Annotated in this window: 15 protein-coding genes; 8 read left to right on the top strand and 7 right to left on the bottom strand. The window is 59.2% G+C overall.

What is annotated here, in order from left to right:
• The first annotated feature begins 130 nt into the window (after positions 1-130).
• The 3 genes from cax to NE851_RS23850 all read left to right on the top strand — a co-directional run bounded on the left by cax (position 131) and on the right by NE851_RS23850 (position 1,934).
• Complete coding sequence (cax, locus tag NE851_RS23860; protein ID WP_132572104.1) at positions 131-1,225, top strand: calcium/proton exchanger; 1,095 nt, start codon at positions 131-133, stop codon at positions 1,223-1,225.
• The gene (locus NE851_RS23855; RefSeq protein WP_028757850.1) at positions 1,222-1,587 is read left to right on the top strand and encodes a potassium channel family protein; all 366 of its coding nucleotides are present in this window, start codon (positions 1,222-1,224) and stop codon (positions 1,585-1,587) included. The genes cax and NE851_RS23855 overlap by 4 nt, the downstream gene beginning before the upstream one ends.
• A gap of 110 nt (positions 1,588-1,697) precedes the next feature.
• Positions 1,698-1,934, top strand: coding sequence for a hypothetical protein (locus NE851_RS23850; RefSeq protein WP_254958195.1), 237 nt, complete (start codon positions 1,698-1,700; stop codon positions 1,932-1,934).
• A gap of 35 nt (positions 1,935-1,969) precedes the next feature.
• Here NE851_RS23850 and NE851_RS23845 read toward each other — a convergent pair whose 3' ends face one another.
• The 5 genes from NE851_RS23845 to NE851_RS23825 all read right to left on the bottom strand — a co-directional run bounded on the left by NE851_RS23845 (position 1,970) and on the right by NE851_RS23825 (position 7,484).
• Positions 1,970-3,124, bottom strand: a complete 1,155-nt coding sequence (locus NE851_RS23845; protein WP_028756252.1) for an AI-2E family transporter — start codon at positions 3,122-3,124, stop codon at positions 1,970-1,972.
• 139 nt (positions 3,125-3,263) lie between these two features.
• Entirely contained in the window at positions 3,264-4,106 is an 843-nt protein-coding gene (ppk2, locus tag NE851_RS23840; RefSeq protein ID WP_028757192.1) for a polyphosphate kinase 2, read from the bottom strand.
• A 132-nt stretch (positions 4,107-4,238) separates the two neighbouring features.
• A complete protein-coding gene (locus NE851_RS23835) occupies positions 4,239-5,930 on the bottom strand; it encodes a SulP family inorganic anion transporter (protein ID WP_206114806.1) in 1,692 nt (563 codons plus the stop codon).
• Positions 5,931-5,985: 55 nt separating this feature from the next.
• Positions 5,986-7,143 (bottom strand): HlyD family secretion protein, encoded by a 1,158-nt coding sequence (locus NE851_RS23830; protein WP_028756255.1) that lies wholly within the window; start codon positions 7,141-7,143, stop codon positions 5,986-5,988.
• The gene (locus NE851_RS23825; protein WP_028756256.1) at positions 7,143-7,484 is read right to left on the bottom strand and encodes a DUF3302 domain-containing protein; all 342 of its coding nucleotides are present in this window, start codon (positions 7,482-7,484) and stop codon (positions 7,143-7,145) included. The genes NE851_RS23830 and NE851_RS23825 overlap by 1 nt, the downstream gene beginning before the upstream one ends.
• Positions 7,485-7,807: 323 nt before the next feature.
• On the opposite strand from NE851_RS23825, the gene NE851_RS23820 reads away from it, so the two are divergent.
• The 3 genes from NE851_RS23820 to NE851_RS23810 are packed head-to-tail and all read left to right on the top strand — an operon-like array spanning position 7,808 to position 10,518.
• Positions 7,808-8,122, top strand: coding sequence for a hypothetical protein (locus tag NE851_RS23820; RefSeq protein WP_028756257.1), 315 nt, complete (start codon positions 7,808-7,810; stop codon positions 8,120-8,122).
• Positions 8,123-8,164: 42 nt separating this feature from the next.
• Positions 8,165-9,550 (top strand): DUF3300 domain-containing protein, encoded by a 1,386-nt coding sequence (locus NE851_RS23815; RefSeq protein WP_028757190.1) that lies wholly within the window; start codon positions 8,165-8,167, stop codon positions 9,548-9,550.
• Between the two features lie 29 nt (positions 9,551-9,579).
• Positions 9,580-10,518, top strand: coding sequence for a DUF2950 family protein (locus NE851_RS23810; protein ID WP_028757189.1), 939 nt, complete (start codon positions 9,580-9,582; stop codon positions 10,516-10,518).
• A gap of 4 nt (positions 10,519-10,522) precedes the next feature.
• Here NE851_RS23810 and NE851_RS23805 read toward each other — a convergent pair whose 3' ends face one another.
• Complete coding sequence (locus NE851_RS23805) at positions 10,523-11,026, bottom strand: CYTH domain-containing protein (RefSeq protein WP_049813451.1); 504 nt, start codon at positions 11,024-11,026, stop codon at positions 10,523-10,525.
• 25 nt (positions 11,027-11,051) lie between these two features.
• Positions 11,052-11,519: a hypothetical protein gene (locus NE851_RS23800; protein WP_028757188.1), complete on the bottom strand. Its 468-nt coding sequence runs from the start codon at positions 11,517-11,519 to the stop codon at positions 11,052-11,054.
• 265 nt (positions 11,520-11,784) lie between these two features.
• On the opposite strand from NE851_RS23800, the gene NE851_RS23795 reads away from it, so the two are divergent.
• Both NE851_RS23795 and NE851_RS23790 read left to right on the top strand, forming a co-directional pair.
• Positions 11,785-13,557 (top strand): membrane protein, encoded by a 1,773-nt coding sequence (locus tag NE851_RS23795; protein ID WP_028757187.1) that lies wholly within the window; start codon positions 11,785-11,787, stop codon positions 13,555-13,557.
• Positions 13,558-13,890: 333 nt separating this feature from the next.
• Entirely contained in the window at positions 13,891-14,442 is a 552-nt protein-coding gene (locus tag NE851_RS23790; protein ID WP_028757186.1) for a DUF924 family protein, read from the top strand.
• Positions 14,443-14,448 lie beyond the last annotated feature (6 nt).

The following is a 14,448-nucleotide window of genomic DNA, read 5'->3' as shown; positions in this document are numbered from 1 at the left end:
ACGAGCAAGACAGGGATCATTGGCGTCGGCCGGGAGCTAGCGGCAACAGATCATCGCGATCCAGGTAATCGGGGGCCAGGTTATCGGGGGCCAGGTAATCAGGGGCTAGGTGATCAGAGGGGAGTGAAGGTTGAGCCTTCTTTTCAAAGAGATTCGCGATAGCCCCATGCTCTGGCTGCTGGCCGCCGTGCCGGTGGTGTTCGCAGCTGCGGCGCTCTTCCCCGAGGCCCACACGGCGCTTTTCGTCCTGTCGGTGCTGGCAATCGTCCCGTTGGCCGGACTGCTCAGCCATGCGACCGAATCCGTTGCCGCCAAGACGGGTGACGCCGCGGGCGGGCTGCTGAATGCGACCCTCGGCAATCTCACCGAACTGGTCATCGCGCTGGCTGCCCTGCAGGCAGGCGAATATACGCTGGTCAAGGCATCCATCGCCGGAGCGATCGTCACCAACACGCTGTTCATGCTGGGCGCTTCGTTTCTTCTCGGCGGGCTCAAATACCACATTCAGGAGTTCAACCGAGCCAGCGCGCGACTTCAAGCCGGCCTGCTTTTCCTGGCCACAATCGCCCTGCTGATGCCTTCGGCGCTTGGTGGATTGGACTCGGCATCGGTCGCACCAGTCACTCAAACGCTCAGTCTCAGCCTGGCTGCCTTGCTGATCGTCGGGTACGGGCTTGGGCTGTTGTTCACGCTTCGGACGCATCGGGAATTTTTTTCTTCAACGGAACATGCCGAGGCCGGCGAAGCGCCGTGGCCGATCGGCCTTGCTCTGGGCACGCTTGCCGGCGTCACCGTAATCGTGGCCCTGGTGAGCGAGATTTTCGTCGAGTCCGTGCAGGAAGCGGCCGAGGCCTTCGGAATGACCCCCGCCTTTGTCGGTTTCATCGTCGTCGCATTGGTCGGCGGTGCGGCCGAAATGGCCTCGGCATTTTCCGGCGCTCGCAAGAACCGGCTGGATCTGAGCGTGGGCATCGCGCTCGGGAGCGCTTCCCAGATTGCCTTGTTCGTTGCGCCCGTTCTGGTCTTGATGAGTTATTTCATCGGTCCGTCGCCGATGGATCTGCAATTCTGGCCGGGTGCCGTGACGATGATGTTCCTTGCGACGGTGACTGCGATGTTCGTCACCAACAGCGGGCGATCGGCATGGTTTGTCGGCGTCCTGGTGCTGATGGTGTACATGATTTTCGCCATAACGCTGTACGTCCTGCCGCCGGCAGTGCGATGAGGTCCCGCGTTCCCAAACAGGAGCGATCGGGCGGCGGACCGCATACCCGGCAGGTGAGAAGGCTGTTCTTCATCGCACTCGCACAGCAGCTGCGTGTCATCTGGCCGATCCTTTCCGGCATCGTGTCGATCATGGTCGCATCCGGACTGGCAATTTGGCGGATCGAAAATTGGCGGATCGATGAAGCGCTTTATTTTACCTTCGTGACGGGACTTACCATCGGCTACGGCGACTTTACGCCCAAACATGTTTCGGCACGGATACTCGCTTTGGTCATCGGGTTTGCAGGGATCGTGCTGACGGGCGTCATTGCAGCCATCACAGTAAAAGCCTTGAGCGTGACGGACCGAGACGGCAGCTAGGTTTGATGAGATTGCGCCGCCGTACATTTTATTCGTGATCTCGGGGAACGATCCGATACCTTGGTGCCTTCGTATCCATTGCAGGGATACGTTGAATGCGGAGCTGATCCATGAGCAAAGAGCGTGGCCGCAGAAAACTGATGTTGCGGCTCCCCGATATCCGGCATCTCCTGGAGAGCATGACCAGTGAAGCGCTCGCGGAGATGTTTGAATCCTACGATCTTGCTGTCGATGCGCTGGAGCGGTTCCGAAGCAAGAGCCCGAGGCAAGAGAAGCTCATCATCGAGTATGAACAGCTCTGCCGCGAAATCGAGCAGGAGGTTGTCGTCTACTGCAAGAACAGGTGAGTCCCGCCAGGCCGCCGCTGGCGCCTCGACGATCGTCATTGCGGGTGTTCGATGCGTTCCGGTTGAGCATCGAATCTCGCGGAGCGGCTATTTTCCGATCCGGTCGAAACCGAAGGCCAGGCCCAGGCTTTCAGCAGTTCGTAGAAGACACCGAGAACGACCGGCCCCAAAAACAGCCCCAGCAGGCCTTGTGACAAGGTGCCGCCGATGACGCCGATCAGTATCACCGGCATTGGAGTGGAGAGGCCGCGCGCCATCAAGATCGGTTTCAGTATGTTATCGATGATCATGATGGGGATCGTCACGACGGTGAAAGCCAAGGCGATCGACATGGGCCAGGAGAACCACGCCCAAATGATGACCGGCAAAAGAATGAGCGCAGGCCCGAGCTGCATCAGGCACAGGACGAGCACAAGAAAGGTCAAGGGGCCGCTCCCCGGAACGTCAAAAAGGGCAAAACACAGTCCGCACAACAGCGCTTGCAGGAAGGCAACGCCAATGACGCCCCGCGATACATTGCGCACCGTAGCTCCCGCCAGCCGGGCAAAGCCGACACCCTTTTCACCGGCGATCCGGCTTGCCAGCACCTGTATGGCTGCAGCCAGGCGTGCTGATCGCGTCAGCAATAGGCCCGAAAGCATGATCGAAACGACAAAGCTCAAAACGCCGCCGCCGATCGAGGCGAGCTTCGTGACGATAACGGCCGTGACTTCACGAATGGGCGCTTGAAACTTGATGATGGTAGCGGCCAGATCGCTTGCAATCCGATTCCAGGCGTCGTGAATCCGCTCGCCGACGACGGGCCATTCCCGAATAGCGACCGGTGCCGAGGGGAGCGTGAAGTTCCCCGTCCGCAGTTTGCCGATCAACGCCTGCGTGGTGTCGGCAAAATTGACCGCAACGAGGGCCAGGGGCGCAATGATCAGGACGAGGCAAAAGACGACGATGATGGCGGCCGCGATGACGGGCCTGTTTCCGATCAGCCTCGAAAGTGCCTCGAATATCGGGAAAAGGGCGACCGCAAGGATGGCCGACCAGATGACGATCAGCGCAAAGGGAGCAATCAGAACGATGGTCCAATAGGCAAAAAGCCCGATGATGCCCAATCGGACAAGATCGCTTATTCTCGCCTCTATCGAAATCTGCCCTGACCCGGCTCCCTGCGCCGCCGTATCGCCTGTGGTCTCCATCGTTGCGTCCCGTCCGCCATGTTCTAGAGCGGTTCAGCTTTTCGCGGAAACGCAGAACTGCTCTAACCTTTTGTTCTGACGCGATTCCCGGCAAAAGCGCTTCGCGCTTTGCCTGGAATTGCTTCAGGCTGAGGTCGTCTTATGACGTCGCGTCCGGCACGACATGGCGGATGCTGTGGTCCTCCATGAAATCCGACGGCCGCTTCTGACGTTTGCCGAGATCGGGTGCTTCGAACTTCACCCGCTCATAAGGGATGGATTGCAGGATGTGCGAGATGCAGTTGACCCGGGCACGCTTCTTGTCATCCGAGGGCACCACCCACCACGGTGCATGGTTGCTGTCGGTCATCCGCAGCATCTCGTCATAGACACGCGTGTAGTCCCACCAGCGCTGATAGGATTCAACATCCATCGGACTGAGTTTCCACTGTCGCAGAGGATCGTCGATCCGGCGTCTGAAACGGCGTTCCTGCTCTTCCTCGCTGACCGTCAAGAAGTATTTCAGTAGAACGACGCCGCTTTCGACGATCGCGGCCTCGAAGCGAGGCGCCAATTCAAGAAAGCGCTGCGCTTTTTTTTCGCTGCAAAATCCCATGACCCGATCGACGCCGGCGCGGTTGTACCAACTGCGGTCGAATATGACGATTTCGCCGGCGGCCGGCATATGAGCGATATAGCGCTGCATGTAGATCTGAGATTTCTCGCGGTCGGTGGGCGCCGGCAGTGCCACGACGCGAAAGACCCGCGGACTGACCTTTTCTGTTATACGCTTGATCATGCCGCCTTTGCCGGCGGCATCCCGTCCCTCGAAGACGATGACGACTCTCGCACCGGATTTCTTGATCCAGGCTTGCAAATGGGCCAACTCCACCTGCAGTCGCTCGATTTCCTTGTCATAGTCCCATGATTTCTTTTTCTTTTTATCCTTTCCGACGCGGCCTGCCCCTCCATCCGTCTTTGCGGGCTCGTAATTCTCGTCCATTTCTCTACCTCCCTTGTGCGAACATATTCTAAAGCGCGTCGCGATCTTTCAGATTCGCTCCTTGCGCTTTAGCTCTTTGTTTTTACGCATGTCGTTGCCGCAAAACCGCTGCACACTTTTGCGCGACATGCTTTAGCCTGCCGACGCGGTGCTGCCGGTCTCGCCGACACTTCCTATCAGCGCTCGCAACGCCTCTTCCCTGCCGTTGAAAAGATTGTGAACACCGATCGCTTCGACGACCCCCGCGCGCTCGAGGATGCCGCGGCTTTCCTCGCTGAGGTCGGTCATTGCGAAAACGATATTCCGCTTTGCCAGGATCTCGGCCACGGCATCGAGCGCGGCTGCGCCGGTGCTGTCGATATGCGTGACGGCGCTGGCATCGAGCACGAGGCATCTGGTTTCGGCAGGGAGTTCCTTCGCTACGGACGCCAGCCGCAGGCGCACGTAATCGGCGTTGTAAAACAGAATGCTGCCTTGGATGGCGAAGACGGCGGCCCCCTCGACAGGGCGCGCTTCCGGAAAGCGGGCAAGATCGAAAAAGCCGTGCCGTCCCTCGATACGTCCAAGAAGACCGTCGCGGGGAAACATCGTCTGACGCAAGAGATAGACGAGCGTTGCCGCAACCGCGACGATGACGCCGTTGAGAACACCGAAGCTGATTGCGCCCCACATGGCGATCAGCGCAAAAATGAATTCCATGCGGCTGATGCGCCAGATCTTTTTCAATTCGTGAATATCGATGAGGCTGATTGCCGCCGTTGCGAGGATTGCGGCGAGCGCGGGAATGGGGAGTATCCGCAGCGCACTGTGAAGGAAAACAAGCGCGGCGATCAGCGTCGCGGCCGATACCAGTCCAGCGACCTGAGAGACGCCGCCTGTCGACAGGTTTATCGCGGTTCGGGAATCCGAGACGCTGACGGGAAACGAGCCGAACAAGCCGGGCGCGATGTTGGCGGCGCCAAGTCCGATCAATTCCTGATTGGCGTCGACCTCCTCTCCGGTTCGTGAGCCGAAGCTTCTTGCCGCGACGATGCCTGCGCCGAAGCTGACGAGAAAGATCGCGGCCGAACCGAGCACGATCTTATCGAGAGGCATCTGATGCAATGCAGGCAGAGATAGGCTCGGCATTCCGCTTGGGATATCGCCGACAACTGCAATGCCCCGGCCTTGGAAGTCGAAGATCGCCGAAAGGACGACCGAGAGGACAACCACCAGAACAGGGCCTGGAACTCGGAACCGAAAGGCCCGGACGATCCATAACAGGGCGAACATGATCAGGCCGAGAATGAGCGAAGGCCAGTGGATCAGGCTGCTCTTGGCGAGCATTTCGACGAGCGGCGGGATCAGTCCATCCGATGAGATCTTTACCCCCGTGAAACGACCGATTTGTCCGACAAGGATCGAGAGCGATACGCCGGCGAAGAAACCCACCAGAATGGGACGGGAGAGAAAGCTCGCGAGAACGCCGAGCCTCAGCAGTTTCGCCGCGATGCAGAAGACGCCGACACCAAGCGCAAGGGCCGACGCGATGGCGACCCTGTCGATACCTGCCGTCGTGGGTTCGGCTGCGATGATGGCGCCCATGGCGGCGGCCAGTACGGTCATGGTCGCGGCGTCAGGCCCGACGACCAAAAGCCGGGAAGGACCAAAGATCGCATAGGCGATCGGAGCAACGATGCTGGCATAGATGCCGGTTTCCGGCGGCAGGCCGGCGATGGCGGGATAGGCGATGGCGCTCGGCAAGCCGACTGCGGCAATCGACAGCCCGGCCGGAATGTCACTGCGGAGCCAGTCTCTGTTGAAGCCAGCCAAGCCCCGCAACATCGGAAGACTTCCTATCACCCGCTGGCTCCTTATTCTTTGCCGCTGGCATGATGTATCAATGTTCGAGGAACACGTAGTTCATCCAGCTGCTCATGCGCAGCAGCACCTTGCGCAGAACGGCGACATGGTGCCAATGGTGGGTGTAGACCGCGACCTCCGCGACCACGCCGCCCGGCAGTTGATAATCATCGGTGTTTTCGAGCAACTCGATCCGAGCCAGCGTTTGTCCGGGCGATAGGCGCTCGGGCGATTGCGGGTCGATCAGCGCGCCGCTCGGCTGCAGCTGGCCCTGAGCCATCACATCGATGACCTCTTGCACCCGCGCCTTGAATATCTTGCCGGGTACGGCTTTGAAGGCAACCTCGGCCTCGTCGCCGACGTGGACGCGCTGCAGCGAATTCTGGATGAAGGCTGCCCCCAGCATGCGGTCCTGACTGTCGATGAAGACCATGACCGGCCGCAGCGGAAGGGGATTAGCCATCATTCCGGGGCGGAGGAAGACCTGCGTGACGTAGCCGTCGCTCGGCGCCCGCACCACCGTCTGATCAAGCTCGTATTCGGCATTGTTCAGCTCCGCCTGCAGCCTTGCAACCGTCGGGTTCGTTCCGTTGATGTCAGACTCGTAGGCGAGCCTTGCCTGCGCGGCTTGTGCGCGGGCAGTGTCGACCGTAGCTTCCGACGTCAGATAGATGCCTCGCCGGTTTTCGACCTCGAGTTCGGAAAAGACGGCGCCCCTGCCGCTCGACTTTGCATTCTCGTTCGACTGCTGGAATTTCTCGAAAGCCTGCCGGGACCGGTCCCTTGAGGCCTCGGCGCCCGTGACCGCTGCATTGGCTGCATCCACGGCCGCTTTCAATTGCAGAACGGACTGCTCGGCTTCGGCGAGCGCGGCTTTCTTCTGATCAACCGTGAACTGATAGGGTCGGGGATCGATGCGAAAAAGGATGTCGCCCTTCTTTAGAGGTGCATTCGGTGTCACCGGCACCTCGACGACCTGCCCCCCCACGACGGGAATAACGGGAGCCGAAGTGAAATAGATGCGCCCGTCGCTCGAATAGGGATGATTGTAGCTCATCAAAAGCAGCAGGGTGGAGATGAGGAAGATCCCGCCGAGAACGGCCGTCGCGAGCGTCCACTGGTTTACCGGAATCCTGAATACTTTGAAGATCGTCCAGCAAATCGCGGCATAGGTCAGTATCAGGAGCAGATCCATCAGGCGGTCTCCTTCTCCGGCGCTTGTGCCTCAAGCTCGGCGATCCGGGCATGGAGACGAGCAATTTCCGCATTCGCTTCGGCTTCCGCCGATAGTTTGCCGTCCTGCCGGATGCCCCAGCCGCGGTCTTCACGGTAAAGCGTCGCCCAGATGAACAGGAACGGCCAGATCGCATGAAGCGTGAAGAGGCTGACCCATCCAGCGACATGGATGGCATCCTGATGGGGGTGATTGCGCGCCTTGGCGATCAGATGCGGAATGTCGTGAATGGCAATCACGGCATAGAAAAGGGTGACCACGACAAAGGCCAATACGCCCAAGGCAAAATAGTCGAGAAACACGACCCCTCCCTTCCGGCTTGGTCTACCCGAGCCGTCGATCGCAAGCGAAGGTGGAATTGTAGGCCCGTTTCGGCGCAAAGGCCCGTAGCATCGCGTAATCTCTATCGGGGCGTTCGCGGGCGACCCGTCTGAGGGAATTGCCTGCGCTCGAAGGAAAGGAGCGAGATCGGCGAGACGAATCCCGTTCGCCGTCTCGTATCGGGCATGGGATGCGTCCTTCTGAAGCCAGCCACCGTAGGATCGCGTATTTTACGTCTCCAGACGGGTCCGCCTGTTATATAGTTTCCACACTGCTTAGCGCAGTTTCGTCGGCGGGGGCGGAGATGGCGTCGGGAGAAAGTGGTTCGACATATCTGTCCGCTCTGGAAACGGCAGAGGCTTATTTTCCCGACCAGGCAAGGCTGGTGCAGCGGCTTTTCTACGTCGATGAGGCTTTTCATAGCATGTGCGAGGATCTCGCTGCCGCGGCGCAGGCTTTGGCGCATGTCGAACAGTTGCCCGACACGTTGAGAGAAGCGCGGCGGCTGGAATATGCAGGCTTGGTCGATGCCTTGTTGAAAGAGATGAGGGAGGCGATTTCACAGTCGAAAATTGTAGTGCTCCGGCGGTCACCCGCCATCGGCCCGAAATCTCCGTGAACGCATCCGTCATTCAACTGAATCTAGGGAGGTCAATGTGCGATGAAAGCAATTTCCCGCAAACTGCTTGGTGGGTTGTCAGCTCTGGCGATCATTGCACTGCAGCCAGCCTTCCCCGTGCGAGCACAGGCCCCTGCGCCGGCTACGGCGCCCACCCAGTCGAGCGCAGAACAACCCGCGGCTGCCCTTCTTTCGGAGGATGAACTCGAGGTGCTGGTGGCGCGGATCGCGCTTTATCCGGACGAACTGGTCGCGGCGATTTCGGCCGCCTCCCTCTTTCCCCTACAGATCATCGAAGCGCAGCGTTTCCTGGAAGCGAAAAAGAAAAATGCCGATCTCAAGCCCAAAAGCGATTGGGACGGCAGCGTCGTTTCGCTGCTCAACTACCCTGACATTATCAAGATGATGAGCGAGGATCTCGATTGGACTCAATCACTCGCCGATGCGCTTGCCAATCAGCAGAAGGACGTGCTGATTGCCATCCAGCAGCTTCGCGACGAGGCGGTGGCAAAGAACATCATTAAGACGGATGACAAGGTGACGGTCGTCACTGAAAACGACAACATCATTATCCGTCCGACCGATCCCGAGAAGATCTATATCCCGCAGTATCCGCCGGAAATGCTTTATGAACCGGACTATGCCGCGGCGCCGATCTCCTATTATCCCGATTATTACGACAGCTATTACTATCCGGGTGCCGCGTTCTTTGCCGGAGCGGTCACCGGGCTTGCCTGGGCCGCCGTCGTCAATTGGGACGACTGGGGCGTATGGGGTGGTCGCTGGGACGGCGATATCGACATCGATTGCAACAATTGTCTGAATAATCGCAACTTCAACGGAAAAATGAAGTGGAACGACGTCGACTGGGCGAATGTCGACCGCAGCAAGCTGAGCATCGGCAAAGACCAGCTTGCCAAGCTGGATCGGTCGTCGATCAAATCGGGACTTCAGGCCGACAATCGCAATCAACTGCGAAACAAAGCCGCAGATATCCAGGCAGGCCAGAGGCCGGGCAATCGCGGGACGGCCGCTCGCGCGGAAGATATCCGAAAAAACACGGCGCAAGGACTGAAGGCCAAACCGCAGGCGAACAGGCCGACGGCCGCCAATCGTCAGAACGTATCCCGGCCCGAAACCCGTCCTCAAAAATCGGCCAATCGCCCCTCCAAGCCCGCCCAGAAATCCGTCAAGAAACCCAACAAACCACAGATGGCTGCCCGGCCCGATAATCGCGGGCGCCAGTCGAGCGCACTCGGCAACGTGCAGTCCGGCCGCCAGCAGACCGTCGCCTCGAAACGAGGCGCGCAAAGCATGGGCGCTCATCGTCAGGCAGCCCGTCCCCAGCATCACTCGCGCCCGATGCCATCTCGCGGCGGCGGCGGCCGCGGTGGCGGTGGCGGCCGCGGTGGCGGCGGGCGGCGATGACACCCCTTACGAGCCCATGGAGTTACATCATGAGACGTCAATCGATGGTAATCCCGCTCATGCTTGCGACAGCGCTTTGCACGATGCCGACGAAGCCGGCGTTTTCGCAGGGGCAGACGGATCTCGCCGAATACAAGGCGGCAACGCCCTCACCGAAATTCGACAGCCCCTCTCTTGCACTCGATCGGCTGAAATCGGTGCTCGGCTCCAACAATATCGGGGATCTTGGGGATCTGCTCGGTCTGAACGCAGACAAGCTGCGCTCGAGCAACGAGGCAATGATCGCTTATGGATTGATCCGGGAAGGCGCCGAGCGACAGATGAGCTTGAAAGACGTCGAAGGTGCCAAGATCGTCGTGATCGGTAATCGACTCTGGCCTCTGCCGTTTCCGCTGACTGAGGACAAGGACGGGAAGTGGTCCTTCGACACGCAGCGCGGCTTCGAGGAGATCATCAATCGGCGCATCGGCGAAAACGAACTCGCGACGATCGACACGATGCATGAATATGTGGCTGCGCAGTATCAATATGTGTCCGATGATCGCGACGGTGACGGTATTTACGAGTTCGCCAAAAAATTGATCAGCAGCCCGGGCAAGCTGGACGGCCTCTACTGGGACCCCAGCGTCTCTGCGGAGGAAAGCCCGGCAAGCGCGCTGGTCGAGACGGCCGCTTTCGGCGCCGCCAAACGAGGGGAAGGTTATTTCGGATACCGCTATCGCATCCTGACCGCCCAGGGCGACAACGTACTGGGCGGCAAACAAAGCTACGTCATCAATGGTTATATGACCGGTGGCTTTGCGCTCGTCGCCTGGCCGGTCACATATCGGGTGACCGGCGTGCAGACCTTTGTCGTCAACGGGATGAGCGTCATCTATCAACGCGATTTGGGGCCGCAAACGGAGCAGCGCGCCGCTGCGATCAAGGAATTCAATCCGGACGCCAATTGGACCATTGTAAGCGAATAGGGTCTTACAGCGCGGCGCGGTCGTCAACCGCCCCATGCAACCGGGGGCGGCTGCATGATGCAACCGCCATGGCGCGATTGGAATAGCGTTTGTTGCCCGTGACTTCCCGCCCAAGCCATTTCGGCAGGGCCGGAAGATCATCTTCGCTCGCTATCTCGATCTCGGCGAGCGTCAATCCTTCATAGACTCCGGCAAAGACGTCTACATCCCAGTTTCTGCCCTCGTACAGGACCCGGTAGCGAGTCTTTTCAATGACGTGGCCGGTCGCATGGAGAAGCAGGTCTCGTGCCTCCTCGACAGGAATCTCGTATTCATATTCGTCCTTGGCGAGCCCTGCTGTGTGGAATTTGATTGTCAGGCAAGCAGAACGGCCGTCGATCAAGCGAACACGTACCGAGTTCTTGTCTCGAGACAGATAAGCCTGCTGCAGGACATGCGACATCCCGGCGCAATCGCGCCAGCTATCGTTACGCACGAGGAACTTGCGCTCGATCTCGATTGCTTTCAAGTTGATCGCCTCTATCTGCTGCCGGTCACTCGACGGGCGGCTCCCAAGTGAGGAAGAAGCCGACGTCTCCCGGCATGCCGTCCGGGAAGTTGATGACCATGGCCTTCAACCCGTAACCCTGCGGTCTGGCAACTTCCTCGAAGAGTTCGAGGAGTTCCTTTGCCTTTCCCTGCAGCGTCTTCTGCCATCCGGACAGGTTGTTGTTGATGGCCCGGCCGCTGTCCGTGCAGAAGGTCGACGGAAAGCTGTAAATCAGCGCCTCATATTTGCCGTCTGCGGCCGCTTTCATGACCAGCCGCTTGATGACGGCGCGTTCCGCTTCGCCAATCTGCTTGCGGAAAAAATCCTCGACGAACTCCGCGTGTTTCTTTGCTTCACGCGCCTTGATCTTTTCGCTGCGCTCCATCTCGACAAGCTGAAGCTCCAGAGCGCGTTTGCGCAGTTCCTCTGCGCTTGTCATGGGATGAGGTGTAGAGGTCTCAGGTGATGTCATCGCAGGCTCCTCCAGAGAATACATGGCGATGATAGAGCGCGCCTGGAGCCTAAGGCAGTAAAATACATGTCGGTGCCGGTAGAATACGGTATCCTACGCGGGCATTTCGTAAACTGTGACTTACGTCCGTCATTTGGCTATTCATGGGATTCGGTCAGCATTGGTTAGGTTATTCGGCTGGGCGGCATTGCCGTCACGTCTGACGGGGACTATTGTTTAGGACTGCGTGCTGCTGGTTGTTCGCAATCGGAGTCTGGGGGAACCGATGACGAGTGCAGGCATAAACAGGGTCACCGCCTCACAGGAGGAGGTGCAGCAGCAACTTGAGCGCATTCTTTCCAGCCGGGAATTCCGCCTTCCCGAACGGGCAAGGCGTTTCCTTGAATTCGTGGTCACGGAAACGCTTGCAGGCCGTCGCGACTACCTGAAGGCCTTTACCATCGCACAGGCCGTTTTTGGCAGAGACGCGAACTTCGATGCCCAACAGGATCCCTGCGTTCGCATCGAAGCCGGTCGGCTGAGACGGGAACTGGAACACTACTACCTGACGGCCGGCGACGCGGACCGGATCATCATCACCATCCCCAAGGGCGGCTACGCGCCGGTCTTCGATGTCGTCAGCAGCGCTGAACCCAATGATATCTCGCCGCTCGAGCGGTCCGATCGGCCAAGCTCGTCAGGCGGCGATAACGGCCAGATCATTGCGGCCACGGATACGATCAGCCGGGACCAGGCGGACCGGCGCTTATCGCCGGGCCGATATTGGCTTCTTGCGGCGGGCGCGGTGATTGTCCTGGCCTCGGCGGCGGCTCTCCTTCGGCAGGTCGGGTCGCCGAGCACGGAACGTGAAACGATATCAGGAGCTGATAATCGCCCTACCATTATCGTCGAGCGTTTCGAAAGCGCGTCCGACGGGAGCCTTGCCTCCGACATCTCTCGCGGCATCACCGACGACATCATCGAGAAGCTGGTCCGCTTCAATGATATCGTTGTCGTCACCGCCATGCCGCGGAATAGAACCGGCGAAGTTTTGTCGCAGCCGCTTTATGCCCTCCAAGGAAGTGTGCGGCTCGAAGGCAGCAAGCTGCGCTCGACAGCCAGACTCGTGCGGCGGACGGATGCCGCCGTCATCTGGGCAAGTAATTATGATGCCGACATGAAGGTGCAAGGCATCCCGCAAACGCAAGCGAGCCTTGCCGGGGATATCGCGACGGCGGTCGCGCGTCCGTTCGGCGTCATGTTCCAGACCGATACCGCGACCATCGCCGGAAGCACGGACGTTTTTTCATGCGTTCTATCCTACTATAGCTACCGCAGCGAAATGACCGTGCAGGCGCACGAGTTGGCAAAATCCTGCCTGCAGCAGGCCGTGGAAAAAGTGCCGTCCGATTCCAATATCTTCGCCCTTCTTTCGTTGATTCATCTCGACGAGTTCCGCTTTTCATACCAACTTCACACGAAATCGACGGCTGCCACGCTCGACCTCGCGAAGGAACTTGCCGAGCAGGCCGTGCGGCTCGACCCAAAGAATGCACGCGCTCTTCAGGCACTGATGCTTGCCAACTTTTTCGGCAATGATCCGGCCGGAGCCCTCAGCGCCGGCGCTGCCGCCTATGCCAGCAATCCGAACGATACCGAGGTGGCAGGTGAATACGGCCTGCGCCTGTCGATGTCGGGGGAATGGGATAGAGGCTGCACGCTGATTTCGGAGGCAGTCGGCAAGAATGCCGGACCACGCGGATATTACGAGGTCGGAATGGCGCTCTGTGCCTTCATGCGGGGCGATACGCAGGCTGCGGAACTATGGTCGCGTATGTCGGACCTCAATTACAATCCGATGCATCGTCTCGTATTGCTCTCCATTCTCGGCACGCTTGGAAAAAAACAGCAAGCAGAGGAACAGCTTGAGTGGATCAGGCGCGAGTCACCCGCATTGATCCCGAACATCAGGCAGGAGGTCGCCAGGCGGCTGGCGCGGACCGAAGATCAAAAGCGTTTTATTTCGGGAATTGAAGCCGCTGGCCTGTCTGTGCAATAGGGCGAAGCTTGGATCATCGCCAAGCTCTGAGGCTGGAGCGGCTGCCTCCTCCAAGCTGCCGGGCCCCATCACCTTCTTCAATGGCCTACAATACTTCAAAGCATGTGCCGCAGGTTGGGCCTTGCGAGATGTGTAATCCCTTAGTGTTCTGACGGGACGAGGGACGAGCCAAACGAGACGGGGCGGGGATGGAGAGGTCGCGGCATATCCTCTTCACCCCGTTTACGGGGAGAGGTGCCGGAAGCCGAATAAGAGGTTGATTTTATAAAAATTTCTAATATTTACAATAATTTAATTGATTGAATTGAATCCATTCACGCTAGGGAAGGAAGCATGACGACGATCCGCAGGCCTGGGGAAGTCTATGATTTCTGGTTCGTCAGATGCGGCCGGGAGCTGTGGTTCCGTGCGACGCCGGAGCTTGACGCCGAGATCCGCGAAGGCTTCCGCGATACCCATCTGGCGCTTGCCGCGGGCGTCCGGGACGAATGGCGGGCCGACCCGGAAAGCCGGCTGGCGGCCGTCATCGTGCTCGACCAGTTTCCCCGCAATATCTATCGCGGCACCCCGCTTGCCGTCGCGACCGACGGGCTGGCGCTTCGGGAAGCCAAGCTCGCGCTCGCAGCAGGCGCCGACCAGGCGGTTGAAGCGGCATGCCGCACCTTTTTCTACATGCCCTTCGAACATGCCGAAGACCTTGACGAGCAGGAACGTTCGGTGGCGTTGTTCACCGCGCTTGGCGATGAGGAATATCGCGATTATGCGATCCGCCACCGCGACGTGATCGCCGCCTATGGCCGTTTTCCGCACCGCAATGCCATGCTCGGGCGGGAGTCGACGGCGGCGGAGCGCGACTATCTCTCCAGGCCCGATGCCGGTTTCTGAGGCTTT

Origin of the sequence: Rhizobium anhuiense bv. trifolii (assembly GCF_024346605.1) — a bacterium.
GTDB lineage: Bacteria > Pseudomonadota > Alphaproteobacteria > Rhizobiales > Rhizobiaceae > Rhizobium > Rhizobium anhuiense.
This window is presented reverse-complemented; position numbering and strand designations above follow the sequence as displayed.

Excerpts from the sequence above, each read along its gene's own strand:
- NE851_RS23800 (WP_028757188.1), bottom strand. The coding sequence starts at position 11,519 with ATGACATCACCTGAGACCTCTACACCTCATCCCATGACAAGCGCAGAG.
- NE851_RS23855 (WP_028757850.1), top strand. The coding sequence starts at position 1,222 with ATGAGGTCCCGCGTTCCCAAACAGGAGCGATCGGGCGGCGGACCGCAT.
- NE851_RS23850 (WP_254958195.1), top strand. The coding sequence starts at position 1,698 with ATGAGCAAAGAGCGTGGCCGCAGAAAACTGATGTTGCGGCTCCCCGAT.
- NE851_RS23830 (WP_028756255.1), bottom strand. The coding sequence starts at position 7,143 with ATGGATCTGCTCCTGATACTGACCTATGCCGCGATTTGCTGGACGATC.
- NE851_RS23835 (WP_206114806.1), bottom strand. The coding sequence starts at position 5,930 with ATGTTGCGGGGCTTGGCTGGCTTCAACAGAGACTGGCTCCGCAGTGAC.
- NE851_RS23815 (WP_028757190.1), top strand. The coding sequence starts at position 8,165 with ATGAAAGCAATTTCCCGCAAACTGCTTGGTGGGTTGTCAGCTCTGGCG.
- NE851_RS23820 (WP_028756257.1), top strand. The coding sequence starts at position 7,808 with ATGGCGTCGGGAGAAAGTGGTTCGACATATCTGTCCGCTCTGGAAACG.
- NE851_RS23845 (WP_028756252.1), bottom strand. The coding sequence starts at position 3,124 with ATGGAGACCACAGGCGATACGGCGGCGCAGGGAGCCGGGTCAGGGCAG.
- NE851_RS23795 (WP_028757187.1), top strand. The coding sequence starts at position 11,785 with ATGACGAGTGCAGGCATAAACAGGGTCACCGCCTCACAGGAGGAGGTG.
- NE851_RS23790 (WP_028757186.1), top strand. The coding sequence starts at position 13,891 with ATGACGACGATCCGCAGGCCTGGGGAAGTCTATGATTTCTGGTTCGTC.
- ppk2 (WP_028757192.1), bottom strand. The coding sequence starts at position 4,106 with ATGGACGAGAATTACGAGCCCGCAAAGACGGATGGAGGGGCAGGCCGC.
- NE851_RS23810 (WP_028757189.1), top strand. The coding sequence starts at position 9,580 with ATGAGACGTCAATCGATGGTAATCCCGCTCATGCTTGCGACAGCGCTT.